Origin of the sequence: Leptolyngbya sp. CCY15150 (assembly GCF_016888135.1) — a bacterium.
GTDB lineage: Bacteria > Cyanobacteriota > Cyanobacteriia > RECH01 > RECH01 > RECH01.
Genome location: NZ_JACSWB010000147.1, coordinates 176,569 through 195,104, shown reverse-complemented (window position 1 = coordinate 195,104; position 18,536 = coordinate 176,569). Strand labels below are relative to the sequence as shown.

Sequence of the window (18,536 nt, the reverse complement as noted above, 5' to 3'; positions counted from 1 at the left end):
AAGTGCCTTCAACATTAGGTTAGATTGATTCATATTTTGTTACTTATAGCTATAAATCTAAACAACACAGCGATCGCTTCAGCTTAATTGTGTTAACAAATATATCTTTTTGGCTCCATGCATCGATTCAGAACAGCAGTTGCAGGCAGCGATCGCATCCCTATAGAATCCCGGCGCACCCATCCATCTCCTATTCTCTGGCAGGTTGAATCTGATGGAGGAGCCCTTCTAGGAGCGCATCGCAGAGCCTACATCCCTAGGGGAGTAAGGGTTACAATGAGCCGCGATCGATGGGAGTGAGGCAAGCGATCGCTGTGGATATCCACTCGCCATGCCCTCATCTATCACCGCTTCATAACGGCTTCTTATCAAGTTGATAGGAGCAAGCCATCCGGTGAGGGGGAGGTCTTATGTCACAATCAGGATGATGTTTGGAACCGTCCTTGCTGAAACGTCTCTAAGAAAAGTCTCTAATAACAGTCACAAATATTTGAGATAATTCATGAGGTCAAGGAGATCTACAGGCTCATTCAGCCTCGGCAGCGATCGCTCTAGCTCTTTGCCGCCAACAACATGTTCCTTGTTCCTGTGAGATCTCGACCGTCCTTGCCTCTTTTTTAAAACTTCTTTGTAGAACTGTTCTATCGCCTGTAATGACCCAGTTTTTGCTGCAGACAATTTGGCTTGTTCCGTTTTATGGCGTAGCGGGAGCACTGGTGACCATACCCTGGTCGGCGGGGATGGTTCATCGCACAGGGCCGCGTCCGGGCGCTTATATTAACCTTTTTATGACCCTGCTCTCCTTTGTGCATGGGTCGATTGGCTTTATACAAGTTTGGGGGCAGCCGCCACAACAGCTTGCTCTGGAATGGCTCCACGCAGCCGATCTAGACATTGCCCTCACCATTGAAATTTCTCCCATCAGCCTCGGAGCGATGGAACTGGTGACCTGCATTAGCTTGCTGGCCCAGATTTACGCCCTAGGCTACATGGAAAAAGACTGGTCGTTAGCCCGATTCTTTGGGCTGATGGGCTTCTTTGAAGGAGCGCTCGCTGGCATTGCCCTCAGCGATTCCCTCTTCCTCAGCTACGGCTTGCTGGAGATGCTGACCCTGTCTACCTATCTCTTGGTAGGGTTTTGGTATGCTCAGCCCCTTGTAGTAACCGCAGCCCGAGACGCCTTTTTGACCAAGCGGGTGGGCGATATTATTCTGCTGATGGGGCTAGTGGCCTTATCCAGCTATGGCGAAGGGCTCAACTTTTCTGAGCTGGCAGACTGGGCAGATGCCACGCCTCTAGTTCCTTGGGCTGCAGCAGCTCTAGGACTGTCCCTGATTGCTGGCCCCACGGGCAAATGCGCCCAATTCCCCTTAAATCTCTGGCTCGATGAAGCCATGGAAGGGCCCAATCCAGCCGGAATTTTGCGGAATTCTGTGGTGGTGTCATCAGGGGCCTATGTCTTGATCAAGCTGCAGCCCGTGTTCACCCTTTCACCGGTTTCGGCAAACGCGCTGATCGCCATTGGCACCGTCACAGCCATTGGAGCCTCGCTGATGGCGATCGCTCAGATTGACATCAAACGCACCCTCTCCCACTCCACCAGTGCCTATCTCGGGTTGGTGTTTATTGCCGTGGGCTTGGGGCATGTGGATATTGCCCTGCTGATTCTCTTTAGTCATGCCGTTGCCAAAGCGCTGCTCTTCATGAGTGCTGGGGGCATCATTATGACCACCAGTGGACAAAACATCACCGAAATGGGTGGTCTGTGGTCGCGGATGCCGGCTACCACCACCGCCTTTGTCGTCGGCTCAGCCGGGCTCGTGGCTGTAACGCCCTTGGGCATGTTTTGGACGATGCATCGCTGGCTCGATGGAACGTGGACCAACTCTTGGTGGTTGTTGGCCGTGCTGGCCTTTGCCAACCTCCTCAGCGCCATTAACCTCACCCGAGTGTTTCGGCTCGTCTTTTTAGGCACCCCCCAAGCCAAAACTCGCCGGGCTCCAGAGGTGCCTTGGCCCATGGCCATTCCCATGGTGACCCTAAGCATCGTCACCCTGATAGCCTACACTGTGCCCCAACACTGGCAGTTTTGGCTGAGTCCAATCACGCCATTAATTGCTCAAGACAGCTTGTTTTCCCAGATCGCAATGCCCATCGAGTTGGCAGCCGGTCTGATCGGCTGTGTCATCGGATTTTCCATAGAGCTACGACGGGCCTGGTCACGCCCTGCCCTCATATCCCTCAGGTTTTTACAAGATCTCCTCGCCTACGACTTTTACATCGAGAAGATCTACAACGTCACGGTGGTAGCCGCCGTGAGCTGGTTATCGTGGCTATCAGACTGGATCGATCGCTACATCATTGATGGAGCCGTCAACCTGGTAGGGTTAGCGACCATTTTTAGCGGGCAAGGATTGCGCTACAACGTCTCAGGGCAATTCCGATTTTATGCATTAACCATTTTGCTGGGGGTGGGGCTGTTGTTGATGGTCACCGTCAATCTGCCATCCTAGGGCTGCATAAAAGCTGTGTCGCCTATCACAACCACTCGATCCACCAGTCATCCATCTACTTGAGCCGTGATGTAGGGAGCAAAACAACAACAGATGCTGAGTGCCTTAATTTGGCTACCTCTCCTAGGAGCAATCGTCATTTCCTGCTTTCCGAGTACCGTCTCATCGCGCACGGTGCGCAGTGTGAGTCTGGTGCTCGCGATCGTTTTACTCGTTTGGACTATCGTGATCGGCAGTCAGTTTGACCTAACTGCCACCGAAATGCAGTTTACCGAGTTGCTGCCTTGGCTCGACACCATTGGGTTGAACTATAGCCTGGGGTTAGATGGGCTATCGCTACCCCTGTTGTTTTTAAACGCGCTGCTCAACGTGGTGGCGATCGCTGCCACAGACCCAGACATTCCCCGCTCTCGCTTCTACTACGCGCTAATTTTTGTGTTGAACGTGGGCGTGGCCGGTGCATTTCTAGCCCAAAACCTACTGCTGTTCTTCCTGTTTTACGAAATCGAAATTCTGCCCCTCTATTTTCTCATTGCCATCTGGGGCGGGCAGAAACGCGGATACGCCGCCACCAAGTTTTTGATTTACACCGCCGCATCCGGTGTGCTGATTCTCGCCGCCTTTTTAGGAACCGTTTGGTTTACGGGAGCCAGCAGCTTTGCCTACGATCCAGGGCGATCGCAACTCCTCCCCCTCGGCACCCAGCTTCTGCTGCTATCCGGCATTCTGCTAGGATTTGGCATTAAAACACCGTTCATTCCTCTCCATACCTGGCTGCCCGATGCCCACGTGGAAGCCTCCACCCCCGTCTCGGTGCTCCTAGCCGGCGTGCTGCTGAAATTGGGTACCTATGGTCTCCTGCGCTTTGGCCTGTCGATGTTTCTGGATGCCTGGGCCTATCTCGCGCCTTGGTTAGCCACCTGGGCCGCCGTAGGAGCCCTCTATGGTGCCTGTTGTGCGATCGCCCAGCAGGACATGAAAAAGGTGGTTGCCTACTCCTCCATCGCCCACATGGCCTTTGTCCTCCTAGCTACCGCCGCCACCACCCGCCTGAGCCTGATTGCGGCTGTCGCCCAAATGGTCAGCCATGGGCTGATCTCTGCCCTGCTCTTTCTCCTAGTGGGCGTGGTGTACAAAAAAACCGGCACCCGCGATGTCCAAGTCTTGCGGGGGCTCTTAAATCCCGAGCGGGGGCTTCCCCTCATTGGCAGTTTGATGATTTTAGCGGCCATGGCCAGCGCTGGCATTCCTGGCATGGTGGGCTTTATTGCCGAATTTATGGTCTTTCGCAGCAGCTTCCCCATCTTCCCGATTCAAACGCTGCTGTGTATGGTGGGAACAGGGCTCACCGCTGTCTATTTTCTTCTGATGATCAATCGGGTCTTCTTTGGCCGCTTGGATGCTCCCTTTGACAAACTCCCCCGGGTCAACTGGAACGATCGCATCCCGGCCCTAGTGCTGGTAGCCTTCATTTTAGTTTTAGGACTCCAGCCCAACTGGCTCGTGCGCTGGAGTGAATCTGAGTCAGGAATGCTCCTGACCAGAATGTCGATGAGGACGCCACCGCCCGTAGCCCTCACCGCCAAGATAGAGCCGGCCCGGCTGCTGCCCTAGCGGTTTATATACGTCGATTCATCACCCACAGTTTGTCATGCTGAGCACCCAACTCGATCCCTCCAAGCATCCCCTTGCTGCCTATATTTACCAGCTAGAATCGGGGCAGGCCCTGCTTCCCGACTCCCCCGTCCACGTCACCGAAGTCGTCGGCATCCTCAAAAGCTACGGGGTTGTTCTGGATGCCTATTCCATCAATTTGAACTACATTGCCGACCATCAATGTTTGGTGATCTTGCCCTTCTTCAAGTATTTCAACGGTCAAGTTTCATTCACGAAACTGCTTCAGCATTGGTGGCACGATCGCATCAACTACGAATATGCCGAATATTGCATGAAAGGAATGTTTTGGCATGGCGGCGGTGGCTTAGATGCCTACCTCGATACCCCAGACTTTCGTCAGCGGGCCGAGGTCTTAATCCGCGACAAATTTAAAACCAATCCATTCATGCTGGGGCTGCATCGCTTATTTCCCGACTTCTTGCCAGAACAACTGCGGATGATGGCCTACTACAGCGGTCTTGGCCAGTTCTGGCGGGTCATGAGCGATATGTTTTTGTCGCTCTCCGATCGCTACGATGCGGGAGAGATCACAACTATTCCTGACGTGGTCAGCCATATTCGCGAGGGTCTTGTGGCAGCGGCCAGCCAGCCCATTGTCTACAACGTCCAACTGGGCGATCGCACCCATGAGATCATTCCCCCCTCCGCTGGTCTAACCTTCCTCGCCGACACCGCCATACCCTACGTCGAGGCCATTTTCTTTCGCGGCACTCCCTTTCCGGGCACCATTTCCTACAACGCTCAGGCCTACCAAATTCCGTTCTACCAGCAAGACTTCGCCTACGGTGCCCTCTTTGCCGACCCTCTCCCTGTCGGTGGTTCCGGCATTCCCCCCACCTTGCTGATGCAAGATATGCGTCACTTTTTACCCGATTATCTGCGCGATCTCTATCAGCAGAGTACCCGCCAAGACGATGATCTACGGGTGAAAATCTGTGAGACGTTTCAGAAATCTATGTTTTGCGTCACCACTGCCACCATTCAAGGATTAGCGCCCTACCCCCTGTCTACCACCACCTTAGACGAACGGCGCGCCAATCGAGCCTACCTAGAAAACTGGATGAATCGCTTCGTCACATCTCGGATTCAAGAAGTTCAAATCTAGCCAGACAGGTCGTGCTAGAGCCCATTCGTGCCCCATCTAGGCATAGCCCTTAACCGACTATCGATTGTTCTTAGCAGATTTTTGATGGAAAAATCGTGCTGAGTTCAGCCCCTTGGTTAAAATAGAAAATGATTTAATGTAGCGCCGTTTGATCCAATCTGGGTGAACTGAAGTATCCTGACGCTTCTTTTCCCATGGAAGATTTTGGTGACTGCAACTAGCGCAGCAAACGGCGGGACGATTGTGTGGATCTAACGCACATATCCTGATTTCAGGTGGGCGGGTTCCACAGATGGACTGAAATTGTTGATTAGGTTAGAAGGAGTAGTCATACATGACCCAGGTGCTCTTAGGAGAAAATGAAGGAATTGAGTCAGCACTGCGTCGGTTTAAGCGTCAGGTCTCAAAGGCAGGAATTTTGGCAGATGTCAAAAGCCATCGACACTTTGAAACACCGCAGGAAAAGCGGAAGCGGAAGGCGGTGATGGCTCGACGGAAACGGCGGTTTCGCTAACCAAGCGGCGATCGCTACACCTGTTGTCAACCTTGAAGCGGGGAGGAAGGGGCGTTGATGATGCGACCCTTCTCGATCGCCCCATTGCGATCGCCCCCATTTATCTTCACCTCAAGCAATCCTACAATCTAGCCCGTAGGCAGCAAGCTTCTAGCGTCCATGCGATCGCGGCAGATCAAGCTTGTCTACAGCATCACTTCATCGGCAAAGCTAGCCCAGCGAACAAAGTGGAATGGGCCAGCGATGGAGCCCCATAGATGTTCATCCGTATTGGGATCCCGCCCTCGATCGAGGCTAATAAAGCGATCGGCGTCAATTTCAAATTCGCTATCCAGGTAGGTGAGCTGCCCCTTGCGCTCCACCATGCAGGCCTTCCCCGGTTCAACAACGCCTTTGAACGACGTGCCCGTCCAGTGAACCACCATATTACAGCCCGGCATTTTCTGGAGGCGATCGCTCGTCACATCCTTCAGGCGTTCTGGGTGGCGAGAAGCATTAAACAGCGCTTCTTGATCCGCGACGAGATAATTTTCAATTTCAATATGGTCGCCCAAGTCTAGCAGCTTCAGCACCCGCAGACGGTATGGCGCATTCAAATTAATATCGTAGGCTTGCTCCACCAAAAAGCTCATCCCCGACAACTGCTCCAACGGCAGGGGGCGCATACAGACACGGATATGGGCGAAAAAGGGTGGATTTTCAAACGCTTGAGGCTGGTTACTAAAGTCTGCCGCCATCCAGCGGGCTAGGGTTTTGATATCTGTAGAATGGGTCATGAGCATATTAAACGAATAACATAGGGAGCGATCGCCGCCCTACCTTGGCGTACCTATAAGGCCAACTGACCCATCATTTCCCCCCATCCTCCAGTCCCTTTTGTTATTACAAGAGGAGAAGGAGAGCAAGAAAATACAGGTGTTTTCAGAGCCCCTCTACCGACCTGGGAGAGGGGTTTGGGGTGAGGGTCTTCGAGCTTTACAACAGCCCACAAGGCCATCTTCACGGCACTGACAGCGATCGCCACCCCTTGCATTGTACGAGACTTTTGAACGCCCACTTCTGCCTAAAAGTCAAAGTAAATATAGGGAGAACTTTCGCTAGGAGCCAGGAGCCAAGCGGCGAAAAGGCAAATGGGCACCAGCAGGATTTTGACCGGCCAATTGAGCTGTAGCTTGAGCCCTCGCTGCACGCCATAGATAGCAATCATCACCAAGGCGATCGCCCCTAGAATCACAGCAATTTCTGCCCGTCCCATCTGCAGCGTTTCCACATAGATTTTTTGCCCAAACTGCACATCCGCCGGATGTCCCCACAAATGGGTGAGCACCCACCAGGAATCTCGCAGATTCGGCAGGCGGAAAAAGATCCAGGCCACAAACACCATCGACTGGGTCGCGCCCCAAGCCACCAACGTACCGGGAATACTTTGCCACCATTGAGCCAACTGAGGCGATCGCTCTGACAGGGCATGGGTGAGACGATGCACCACCAGCGCTACACCATGGACGGCTCCCCACACCACAAACCCCCAGGCCGCACCATGCCAAATGCCGGCAATCAGCATAATGATCAGCAAATTCAAGCAGGTGCGACTCAGACCCTGGCGCGATCCCCCCAAGGGAAAATAGAGATAGTTGCGCAGCCAGTCCCCGAGGGTCATATGCCAGCGCCGCCAAAAGTCGGCAATATTGGTCGTCAAGTAGGGAAAGTCAAAGTTTTGAGGCAGCGAGAAACCCATGAGCATGGCCGTACCCCGCGCCACATCCACATAGCCGCTGAAATCTAGGTAGAGCTGAAACCCGTAGGCGATCGCCGCCAGCCATAGATCGCCACTCCCCGCCCGCTCCAAGTTAGCAAAACTTAGATCCACCAACGTGCCCAAGTGATCCGCCAACAGCAGCTTCTTCACCGCCCCACAGGCAATTAGCCATAGAGCATCCACAATCTTGACGGTGCTGGGAAACTGAGCCGCCTGCACCTCTTGCATAAAGGGATGAAAACGGGTGATCGGCCCCGAGATGAGCTTAGGAAAAAACAGCTTATAGGTAGCAAATTTGAGAAAACTTTGGCTGGCAGGCGCGCCTCGATAGACATCCACCAAATAGGCGATACATTCAAAACAGAAAAAGCTAATGCCCAAGGGAGCCATAATCTGGGTAGCCACCCAACTCGCCGACGCTTGGGCAGCGGGCCAGGCAAAGGCTAGCCCCAAGGATGACAGGACAAAGGGTACATACTTGAAGCCCAGCAGCAGCAAGACATTCACCACAATGCCTAGCCACAGCAATCTAAAGCGGCGGCGGCCCCAGTCTTGCTGGGCAAAGTCCCAGTCCACATTGTCAATGCGCCAGTCGAGCGGGGCTCCCAGATCTAGCCCAATGCGGAAGGTCACCAAGGCAATGACGAGCAGCAACGGCACGTACTGAAGCTGCAGGGAACTGTAGAACACCAAGCTAGCTAGCAGCAAGACCCACAATCGCAGCGATCGCCCCTCAACTGCCCAGTACACTCCCAGGACGCTGAGCAGAAAGATGCCATACAAAATGGACAGTAATGTCATTGCTTGTGCTCCATGGCGATCGAGCTGGCGATCGGGCTGTGATCCCACCGCTCATTTTACTATCGCCAGTATAGGGGCACCTCCAGCAGACTGGCCCCACTCCACGGAAGAACGCGCCGTGCAGCCAGAGCAATCTTGCCAGAGCCATCAACGGACTTAGCTAGCAGATGAGCGATTCCAACGAAACCAGTTCATAAGCTGACTGCGATGGGCTTGCGTCTGGATTTGTTCAGGCGTAGCTACATCCTGTCTCTCCTGCCCATCCCCATCGATCTGAGCCGATCGCTTGGGACGAGTAAAAACTGTGTTGGCTAAGCGATTAAAAAACATCAGGAAAAACCTCATAATGTATTGAATTACACAGAAATTTTAACTCTTTTTATGATCAAAACAAAGCTGATGTCATCACTCGTTAACCTCACAACCAGACTGACCGTCGCCCGTGATGCTGACAGGGGCATGGGCACCACGGGTCGCGAGAGGATTTGCAGCTCGCCTCCGACGCCAAGCTCTTGGCAACTCTCCGCTCTCAATCAACAGCCCTCAATCAACAGCCCTCAATCAACAGCCCTCAATCAACAGGGAGGCCTTGGTGGACAACCCGGCTTTCTAGATCCAATGTCGTCCAGGCCTCAACAAGGCCTGTCGCCTACACCCTTGCTCCTGCAGATACGTTCCCGGAACGGCCGGAGGCGTTACAACATTTTGCGGGGAGACCCCGTCGCCTACACCCTTGCTCCTGCAGATACGTTCCCCCCCTGTGTGCCTGGAGCACGGCACCCTTGAGCCAGGATGGTACATTGATGTAGGCACAGCAGGTGCTCCCGGGGAAGGAGCACTTCGGGATAGTATAGAGATATGGTTAGAAGCGTTGACATTCGTGGCCTCCCCCACGCCTATTCTTTAACGTCTGAAACGGCAGTGCCGACAGTGCTGGTCTTTGTCCATGGATGGCTCCTGAGCCAGGCCTATTGGCAACCCGTCATTCAGCATCTATCGGCTGACTATCAGTGCTTATCCTATGACCTGCGAGGATTTGGTCAGTCTCAGCCCATAGCCGATTACAACATTCATCCCCAAACCCTAGAGCAGCGCTCAGAAGCGATCGCCGTTGGAGCCAGTTGTAGCCGATCGCTCACTGAGGTGACGACGTCTAGGGCGGAGTATGCCCATACACCTGCCGCCTACGCCGAAGACCTCTTGCAATTACTGCAAACCCTGAACATTCAAAATGCCTGGCTTGTGGGGCATTCCCTCGGCGGTAGCATTGCCCTTTGGGCTGCCCATCAGTCACCGAGTGCGATCGCTGGCGTCGTTTGCGTGAACTCGGGGGGTGGCATTTATCTAAAAGAAGAATTTGAGCGGTTTCGCATGGCCGGCACTCAGCTCGTCAAGCTACGCCCTCGCTGGCTGCCCTACGTGCCGCTCCTTGATGTTCCCTTTGCCCGCATGAATGTGGCCCAGCCGATTTCTCGTCAGTGGGCACGCCAGCGTCTGATGGATTGGGTCGCTGCCCATCCAACCGCGGCCCTAGGCGCACTCTTAGACTCAACCACAGAAGCCGAGGTTCATGACCTGCCACGTCTTGTAGCAGGGTTATCACAACCGGTCTACTTCTTAGCGGGAGAGCAAGATGACGTCATGGAACCCAAGTATGTGAACCATCTAGCGAGTTTCCATTCCCTGTTTGAATGCTGTGGTCACAATGTTCTACAGCTCCCTAACTGTGGGCATCTCTCCATGCTCGAACATCCCGACGCCGTAGCGCAGTATATTCGCCAGATTTTGACCATTCATGCATAAAGCTTGAGCACATCCTCCACCGCCATGCGTGACTGCACCCCCAAAGATAGGGGCGATCGCCGTCCGTGGGCCAGATGCTCCGCCGCTGCGCAGGCAATCATAGCGGCATTATCGGTGCAGAACTTCAGGGGCGGAAAAATCACCCGCAGCCCCTTGTCAGACGCTGCCGCCGTCAGATGCTGCCGTAGGCCGCTGTTAGCCGCCACACCGCCCCCCACCACGATGGTGCTGAGGTGATGATCAAGGGCACAGGCGATCGCCCGTTTGGTGAGCGATCGGGCCACCGTGGCTTGAAAGCTAGCTGCTAGATCCGCCACCGGTAAGTCCGGAGTCTGCGCTTGGAGAGACTGGGTCAACCGCAAGACAGCCGTTTTCAGACCGCTAAAGCTGGAGTCGTAGGGATGGTAGCCACCTTGGGGCAGGGAGATTTTTCCCTCCGGCAAAGCATAGGCCTGGGGATTTCCCTGGGCCGCGAGGCGATCGATCGCCGGGCCGCCTGGATAGCCCAAGTCTAGTAAGCGAGCAACTTTATCAAAGGCTTCCCCGGCTGCATCATCGTGGGTTTGCCCCAAGGTTGTGTAATGCCCGCAGCCTTGAACATGGAGCAGGCTCGTATGCCCCCCCGACACCAGAAGACAGAGAAAGGGCGACTCCAAGGTCGGCTCCGTCAGGTAAGAAGCGCAGATATGCCCCTCTAGGTGGTGGACACCCAAAAACGGCTTTTGGTGCAGCAGAGCCAAGGTTTTAGCCGCACTCAGGCCCACCAGCAGCGCTCCCACCAGCCCCGGTGCCACCGTAGCCGCAACGCCATCAATGCCATCCCAGGGCAGATCCGCTTGCTCCAGCGCTTGAGCGATCGCCCAGTTCACGGTTTCCACATGCTGCCGAGACGCCACCTCCGGCACCACGCCCCCATACTGGCGGTGAATGTCAATTTGAGAGGACACCACACTGCTCAACACATGGCGATCGCTCACAATGGCGACGGCAGTTTCATCACAACTGGTTTCAATAGCGAGGGTTGTTACCATACGGGGATAGAAAATTAGAGCCGCTGAAGAACAGGGTATGAAAGAATCATCGGAGTAGGACATCCTACCCACTACATCCCTTCAGACTACAGGATGAACCGGTTACCCAAGGGGCGATCGCTCCTTCACAAACTCATGACTGTTTCATAACTGTAACGATTTACAGCTTGACTTTGTCTTTTGCTGCACTGTTTGGTAGAGAAATAGAGATTAACAGAATCGATCAGATTCCAAACTGGTATCGAAACGTAGCGATCGCCCGGCTCTAAATGTTAACAAATATCAAGAACCATACACCTCTGTCCCAGTTCATGAAGATACTAATTTTGAGGTTTATGTCCAGCCTAGTCCATCCTGAAACTCAGCTTACAGGCTGATCAAGATCGACTTTGTTGACATAGCTGTGCCACCGCTTTGCCCATTAAATCAAGGGGTTGAGCGATCGCACACCGATAGATGCATCGCAATAGATCTGGAGATGTTCTCTAATAGATCCATTGATATTGCTGATGGGTTACCTCTAAACATTTTCAATGCTTGAAAGGGTATGAAAATGAATGGGATGTTGCGCTTTACTGAGACCATTCAGAAGAGTATGATTGCTCTGAAGTTCAACTGCTAAACGCATCCATAACTTCATTTTTGTACAAAAATCTTTGTTTTTCGTAATAAAGGGAAGCAATTCCAATGAGACGATTGTTTGCTCTACTTCTAGTTATTAGTCTTTGGATTGGCTTTGTTCCTCCAGCCTCCGCTGATGTAGCTGGACTAACCCCCTGTGGTGAGTCTGCTGCCTTCCAGCAACGCGCTGCTGCCGCTACAACGCCTCAAGCCAAAGCCCGTTTCGTAAAATATGCTGATTCCAGCCTCCTCTGCGGCACCGATGGGTTGCCTCACCTAGTGGCTGATGGTCGCTGGAGCCATGCCAGCGAATTTATGATTCCAGGTCTAATGTTCCTCTACATTGCCGGATGGATTGGTTGGGTGGGCCGTGCCTACCTAATTGCCGTTCGCGGTGAAAAGAATGCCGAAGAGAAGGAAATCGTGATCGATGTTCCTCTAGCTACCAAGGTGATGCTAACGGGCTTTGCTTGGCCGTTGGCTGCTCTGAAAGAATTTTCGAGCGGTGAACTCGTGGCTAAGGATGCAGAAATTACGGTTTCTCCCCGCTAGGCACATCTGTTTCCGTAAGGGTAGGAGCGATCGCTCCTGGCTCAGCGGATCATCTTTTTCGAGACGACTGATTTATTCCTAAGTTGAGATTGGAGTCTAGCTCATGCAGGATCTCTTGAAGTATTTGTCTACCGCGCCGGTTTTGGCAGCAGCCTGGATGCTGGTCACGGCTGGTATCTTGATTGAATTCAACCGGTTCTACCCAGACCTGTTGTTTACACCGTTCTAACCCTATCAACCAGGCCCAAACGGTTTGCCAGACTTAGGGTTAAAACCCTAGATGCTTGCTCACGTACAAAAAAACCGCCAAGTTGGCGGTTTTTTTGTGTCTTTACTTCATGCCTAAAACTGGCTTAATACAGCCCCAACCAAGCCAAAAGACCTTGGCCCGTCGTGTACTCAATTACCAAGGTCAGGACAAATCCAATCATGGCAGCCCGTCCGTTCAAGCGTTCGGAATAGTCGTTGAACCCAAATTTCGGCTCTGTCAACTTGGGAGTCACAGAAGGTTGAGGGTTAGTCATTAGCAGCACAACCGTTTACAAAACGTTACAGTCTTTCTCCATTGTGGAGAACCCTGGCGCGATCGTCAAGGGAGGCTTAGGAATCGGAGACCGTCTTCAGGTAGGCAGCGATCGCTTCTGTTGCCACCTCCGTCATCGGGCGTCCCTGCTGTTCTGCCGCTGTTTTGAGCTGGGCGTAGATCTCATCCCCCACACCAATTCGATAGCGAGAGCGGTTGGGCGATCGCGATGATTTGGGCTGATAGGTAGCGCTAAACTGCCGCAGCGCCTCAAAGCCAACCCGATGGCAAAAGTCGCCAAAGCTTTCCCCAACCTGCCGCTGTTGCTTGAACTGGGTGAACAGCGGTTCTAGGGTCTTCTCTAGGTCGGCGATCGCCATACGATCCATGTAGGGTTCAGACAGACGCGTTTGGTGAGGACTCGCGCCCAGCCAAATTTGATAGGCCTCCGACGCCTGTCCCACAAACCCTAGCTCCGCCAGGTAAGGACGAGCACAGCCATTGGGACAGCCGGTCATACGAATGACAATGGTTTCATTCGGCAACCCCACCCGCTTGAGCACCGCCTGAATGCGATCGTTAATGCTGGGCAGCACCCGCTCCGATTCCGTAATCGCCAGCCCGCAGGTCGGCAAGGCCGGACAGGCCATCGAATAGCGCGTGAGAGGATCCAGGTTCTCCACCGGCACCACACCACAGCGCTGCAGAACTTGATCAATCTCGGACTTGGCCGCCGGATCAATGTCATACAGCACCAAGTTATGGTTGGCTGTCAGCAGCATCGGCAGAGCAAAGCGTTGCTCAATGTCCCGCAGCGCCGTTCTAAGCTGCAGGGTAGGCGTATCATGCACCCGCCCATTCTCGATGGAGATGCCTAAAAATAGCTTGCCATCGCCTTGGTCATGCCAGCCCAGATAGTCTTTGTACTCAAACTCAGGTAAAGGCTTGAACGGCTGGAGCGGTTGACCAAAGTATTGCTCTAGGGTTTGGCTAAACCGTTCCACACCCCAATCATGCAGCAAATACTTCATGCGGGCATGGCGACGATTGACGCGATCGCCATAGTCTCGCTGAGTCGCCACGATCGCCTTCACCAGGTCATAGACATCATCCTTGTCCACATAGCAAATCGGATCTGCCAATCGGGCAAACGTCTCTTCCTTGTTGTGAGTGCGTCCCATGCCGCCACCCGCCAACACATTGAATCCCTCTAGGTCACCCTGGTCATTGGTGATCACCACAAGACTGACATCTTGGGAGTAGAGATCCACCGAGTTATCCCCCGGCACCGTCACACAACACTTAAACTTACGAGGCATGTAGTAGGTGCCATAAATCGGCTCCTCTCCCTCAGCAAATACAGTGCCATTGCCCTTGGGCTGTAGCGCCGCCACCACCGCAGGATTCACCTCCGAGGTCACCGCCTTTTCACCATCCAGCCAAATTTCGTAGTACGCGCCGGTGTGGGGCGTTAGCAAATCAGCAATGTGATTGGCATACTCCTGAGCATAAACATACTCTGGACGATTCTTGTAGGGAGCTGGAGGAGCCATCACATTCCGGTTCAGATCACCGCAGGCTCCTAGGGTAGACCCCATATTTCGGACAATTTCCGCAATCACGGTCTTCAGGTTCCGCTTCAACACACCATGAAGCTGGAAACCTTGACGAGTAGTGGCCCGCAGGGTCTGATTGCCATACTCCTCCGCTAAGCGATCGAGGGTGAGGTAGAGCTGCGATGAAATAAACCCGCCAGGATTACGGGTTCGCAGCATAAATTGATAATCCTTCTCCTGTCCCTTAACCCGGTTATCACGATTATCTTGCTGGTAAGAACCGTGGAACTTGAGAATCTGCAGACCATCTTCAGAAAAATGAGTGGTATCTTGCAAAATCTCCGTGGCAACAGGCTCTCGCAGGGCATGGCTACGTTCTTTGAGCGCTTCAGCCTTCGAACGTTTAACGGAAGCAGACGATTGGATGGGAGTGGTGACCATGGGACGCAAACGACAGATCAGTGAGCACAAACGATAAAGCTAACTATCCCCGGTAATTCGGTCGGAATTAGGGTGAATCAGCTCCTTTGATCTTATCATCAAGCTTGAGGCTACAACGATCGTCGAAGTGAAATGTCATGTCTGTCGAGTGGCCAGCACCTGCAAACACCCAACATCCAGCAAAAAACCGCCAGAAGTCTGGCGGTCTGGGTAGGAGCAAGCCCCTACCCGCATCCCATCTATAAGATGGCGTGAGAAACCCTAGGCGAGATCCTCCTCTGGCAAGCCTACGACCCAAAGTTCACGACCAGCGTCCGGCGTGTCTGCTCGGAAGAAGAGGCGTCCGTTCACCACAGTGAGGTTGCCCGGATTCGAAGCTACATCGCCAGCAATGTCAACCAGCTCCACATCGCTACCGTCTGGGAAGAGCCGCCATAACTCTGATCCAGCCCCCCCATCTGCGGTGAAGTAAAGCGTAGTACCCACCGCGATCAGGTTCGTAGGAGTTGCAACCGGAGCGTTATTAAAGAGCAGTTTCTCGGTTCCTCCTCCCGTTCCATCACTCACCCACAGATGACGTCCTGTACTATCATCAGCCGAGAAGTATAGAAGGTCATTCACTGCCGTTAGCTGCAAGGGGTTAGAACTTTCGCTGATGTTTGGATTGACATTAATATCCTCCACCAAATACGAGCGAAATCCTACATTAAGCGTTGGGTCATAGGCGTAGAGCTCAACACCCGATGCGGCACTTGCCGTAAAGAACAGCTTGCCGCCCGCCACCGTCAAATTACCAAAGTTTGCAGTCTGAATCGTTGTTGGTAAGGGATCAACCTCCACCAAGGCATCATTTGCATCCAGGGTAAATAGGTTAGGCGTTCCACCTGCAATAACTGGAGCAGAGCCCGTGAAGTAAAGCGAGCCCTGAAATTCGGCAAAGCTACCCAAGGGGTTAACACTACCTGTATCAATGGCCACTGGGGCAGCACCATTAGCACTCTTGAAGAGTTGCGGACCCACATCGGTTTCAGAGAGGAAGTATAGAGAGCTTCCAACTGCCGTCAAGCCGCTAGGAGTCGATCCTACGTTGTCCCCTGTGACGTCAAGCAAGGTAGCGCTATTCGCTAGGTTAACCCCAGCGAAGGTTGTATCCACAACCCACACTTCATTGTTGGTGTCAAAGTCATCTTCAAAATTTGTTGCGGTGAAGTAGAGCAAATCACCCACTACCGTGAAGTTGCTAATGTTGGATGACTCTGGGCCAACAAAAATATCTCTGACCAACTCAACCGCTGTCCCATCGGTGCGCCAGAGTTCTAGACCATTGTTGAGCCCCGCATCCGCTGCCGTGAAATAGACGAATCCATTCACCGCAACCATGTCACCGATGTTGGAGAACTCCCGCAGTTGTTGAGTGCCCTCAAAGGTACCATCCGTCGTCCAGAGGGCCTGTCCTGATCCATCATTGGCTGAGAAGAAAAGGCTACCACCAACCCCAGCCATTTGCTGAGCTAGGGAAGAAGAACTTTGCGCACCTGGAGCAATGTCCTTAATGAAAGCAGGAGTGAGGGAAATAGAGGTTGCTTCTAAGGAGAGGTCGTAGAAAGCAAACGAGGACTGTGCCTCTGGAAAAACACGAATGAAGTAGGTGCCAGCATCAAATACCCCTTCAACTTGCTCAGGCACATTACCCAGTTGGCGCACAGTGTCTAGCAGCTCAAGGTCACCGATACCACCGGGGCCTTGCCGGAACAGTTGAATATCCGCAGTAGCGTCTAAATCGATATTCGATGGAATCACATTCAGATCGATGAAGCTGGCTTCGGTAAGATTGAAGGTGTAGTAATCATCCTCATCAATACCTGCCCCCACAAAGTCGACAAGGTTAAAGCTACGGGAACCGTTCACCGGTTCCCAAGATGCTTCATTGTTGATATTGAACGCTGCGGCAGGGGTGTTACCAGCTTGGTCAAGAATATCAAGCTCTGTTTCTAGGTCAAGGGTGAAGAAACTGAAGGCTGCATTATCAACCTTCGACACCCGGATGAAGTAGATACTATCTGCTGCCAAGGAAACGTCACTGAGGGCAACCGTGTTGCTGCCGACGGTTGACGTGACCAATTGGAAGTTAGAGTCAAAGATTTCTAAATCTACATCAAGATCGGCGTTGCTGAGATTTAAGTTGACGTCGAGCAGGGCATCAGCTCGATTAGACGTTCTGAAGCGATATACATCCGTATCATTGACATTCAGCAACTCCTCGATCGTCGGAATAGGAGTTGTGGCACTACGTTCAGGCAGTACCCCTAAGTTGTTGGCGTCAGGGAACGTGTCGCCAGCCCCATCCGGGGCAGGACTTGCAATAGCCCGAAAGCGATAGGTGGTGGCAGCGTCTGGCCCGATGGGTAAGACACGGGCAAAGTAGGTGCCAGGGCCAAGGATCTGATTAATACCAGCTTCCGTACCGCTAGTGCCGCCAGCGGCGAAATCAATCCGTCGTCTGTCGCCATCAAAGAGAACTAGGCGAGTATTGCTTGCCAGCCCGAATAGGGAGAGATCAACCTCAGCCACATCAGCGAGATCAAACTCATAAAAGTCGCTGCGATCTGCTGATGTGCTGACGTAGTCAGATTGAACAACAGGGCCACTTTGAGGATCAATCGCAAGGGTTTGGTTAAAGGTATTTCCAGCATTATCAGCATATCCACTGACGTTGAGGCGATAGGGAGTATTTGCACGGGCGTTGGGTGTAAATACTCGAATGTAGAAAATACCTTGATTGAGCGTCCGTCCGGCTGCTTCGTCGCTCGTTCCCGAATTAATGGAGCGGGCTAATATGTCCCCTCGGCGATTCACCAACTGCACATTTGCATCGTCTCGCAAGCCGTTGAGGGTAATTTCTACGCTTGTGCGCCCAGTCAGACGAAGACGGTAGTAATCAAATCGATCGGTTGGCCCCACCCTATCCACAACACGGGTAGGACGAGGGCCGATGCTGGAAAAAGCGGTGGTATTCGCAGTTTGAATGGTATTTCCTGCTATGTCTGCCATGAATATATCCTCTAAACCTTGCTAGACTCGGGAATGAATACTTTGGCTGGTACTTGCCCTAGGGGCCTTTGTTTTGGACTCAGGGATGCTTCATCTGCAACCTATCGATATTCTCTGCATTGAGATGATAGGGTGTTTATCCACTAGACGGCATTAAGTCTGATCTCATAGGGGCGATCGCCCCCTCACGTCCTCAACGCCATAGGTTGAACATCTGCAGTTCACTGATGGTCTTCAGCCTAAGAAGTTTGGCTGGCTTGTTATCTTAACGGGCAACGATCGTTACAGCGTTGCCAGGGGCTATCAAAGCGGCATGAATGAAACCTATCACTATGATCCAGCAGGTCTAGTCAGGGGCGATCGCGTCCATCGTGTATCCATGATGTTGCTTGAACCATGATGTTGCTTGAACAAGGCAAGGAAGAAGCCCTCGTATGTCAACAGCACAAGGAAAAGGATTCCCAATTCAGCCCAGAAAGCCATCATAAATCACCATTTTTTTCAGCCGTTGTGGTACGTCAACCCGTGGTTGTGGAACCATCAGCCAGCACCGTGACTCTTTTGATCTCATGAGATGCGGTCTGATGAA

Annotated in this window: 13 protein-coding genes; 7 read left to right on the top strand and 6 right to left on the bottom strand. The window is 52.9% G+C overall.

What is annotated here, in order from left to right:
* The first annotated feature begins 653 nt into the window (after positions 1–653).
* The 4 genes from JUJ53_RS06395 (at position 654) to rpsU (ending at position 5,809) form a co-directional block, all read left to right on the top strand.
* Positions 654–2,513 (top strand): NAD(P)H-quinone oxidoreductase subunit F, encoded by a 1,860-nt coding sequence (locus tag JUJ53_RS06395; protein WP_204151149.1) that lies wholly within the window; start codon positions 654–656, stop codon positions 2,511–2,513.
* A gap of 93 nt (positions 2,514–2,606) precedes the next feature.
* Positions 2,607–4,127: an NADH-quinone oxidoreductase subunit M gene (locus tag JUJ53_RS06390; RefSeq protein ID WP_204151148.1), complete on the top strand. Its 1,521-nt coding sequence runs from the start codon at positions 2,607–2,609 to the stop codon at positions 4,125–4,127.
* Between the two features lie 37 nt (positions 4,128–4,164).
* A complete protein-coding gene (locus JUJ53_RS06385; RefSeq protein WP_204151147.1) occupies positions 4,165–5,295 on the top strand; it encodes a CO2 hydration protein in 1,131 nt (376 codons plus the stop codon).
* Positions 5,296–5,629: 334 nt separating this feature from the next.
* A complete protein-coding gene (gene rpsU / locus JUJ53_RS06380; RefSeq protein ID WP_204151146.1) occupies positions 5,630–5,809 on the top strand; it encodes a 30S ribosomal protein S21 in 180 nt (59 codons plus the stop codon).
* A 185-nt stretch (positions 5,810–5,994) separates the two neighbouring features.
* Here the strand turns inward: rpsU and JUJ53_RS06375 are convergent, their stop codons facing one another.
* Complete coding sequence (locus JUJ53_RS06375) at positions 5,995–6,585, bottom strand: chromophore lyase CpcT/CpeT (protein WP_204151145.1); 591 nt, start codon at positions 6,583–6,585, stop codon at positions 5,995–5,997.
* 287 nt (positions 6,586–6,872) lie between these two features.
* On the bottom strand, positions 6,873–8,369 hold the full coding sequence (locus JUJ53_RS06370; RefSeq protein ID WP_204151144.1) for an MBOAT family protein: 1,497 nt from the start codon (positions 8,367–8,369) through the stop codon (positions 6,873–6,875).
* An 858-nt stretch (positions 8,370–9,227) separates the two neighbouring features.
* Here JUJ53_RS06370 and JUJ53_RS06365 point away from each other — a divergent pair.
* Positions 9,228–10,172, top strand: coding sequence for an alpha/beta hydrolase (locus JUJ53_RS06365; protein ID WP_204151143.1), 945 nt, complete (start codon positions 9,228–9,230; stop codon positions 10,170–10,172).
* Here JUJ53_RS06365 and tsaD read toward each other — a convergent pair.
* The gene (tsaD, locus tag JUJ53_RS06360; RefSeq protein WP_204151142.1) at positions 10,163–11,203 is read right to left on the bottom strand and encodes a tRNA (adenosine(37)-N6)-threonylcarbamoyltransferase complex transferase subunit TsaD; all 1,041 of its coding nucleotides are present in this window, start codon (positions 11,201–11,203) and stop codon (positions 10,163–10,165) included. The two genes, JUJ53_RS06365 and tsaD, sit on opposite strands and share 10 nt — an antisense overlap.
* A gap of 687 nt (positions 11,204–11,890) precedes the next feature.
* Between tsaD and JUJ53_RS06355 the strand changes: the two genes are divergently transcribed.
* Both JUJ53_RS06355 and psaJ read left to right on the top strand, forming a co-directional pair.
* Complete coding sequence (locus JUJ53_RS06355) at positions 11,891–12,376, top strand: Photosystem I reaction center subunit III (protein WP_204151141.1); 486 nt, start codon at positions 11,891–11,893, stop codon at positions 12,374–12,376.
* Positions 12,377–12,479: 103 nt separating this feature from the next.
* Positions 12,480–12,605: a photosystem I reaction center subunit IX gene (gene psaJ, locus JUJ53_RS06350; RefSeq protein WP_204151140.1), complete on the top strand. Its 126-nt coding sequence runs from the start codon at positions 12,480–12,482 to the stop codon at positions 12,603–12,605.
* 124 nt (positions 12,606–12,729) lie between these two features.
* On the opposite strand, the gene JUJ53_RS06345 is transcribed toward psaJ, so the two are convergent.
* From JUJ53_RS06345 to JUJ53_RS06335, 3 genes are all read right to left on the bottom strand, one after another.
* Positions 12,730–12,879 (bottom strand): hypothetical protein, encoded by a 150-nt coding sequence (locus JUJ53_RS06345; protein ID WP_204151246.1) that lies wholly within the window; start codon positions 12,877–12,879, stop codon positions 12,730–12,732.
* A 97-nt stretch (positions 12,880–12,976) separates the two neighbouring features.
* Positions 12,977–14,896, bottom strand: coding sequence for a sulfite reductase, ferredoxin dependent (gene sir / locus JUJ53_RS06340; protein ID WP_204151139.1), 1,920 nt, complete (start codon positions 14,894–14,896; stop codon positions 12,977–12,979).
* Positions 14,897–15,157: 261 nt separating this feature from the next.
* Positions 15,158–17,947, bottom strand: a complete 2,790-nt coding sequence (locus JUJ53_RS06335) for a hypothetical protein (RefSeq protein ID WP_204151138.1) — start codon at positions 17,945–17,947, stop codon at positions 15,158–15,160.
* Between the last annotated feature and the right edge of the window lie 589 nt (positions 17,948–18,536).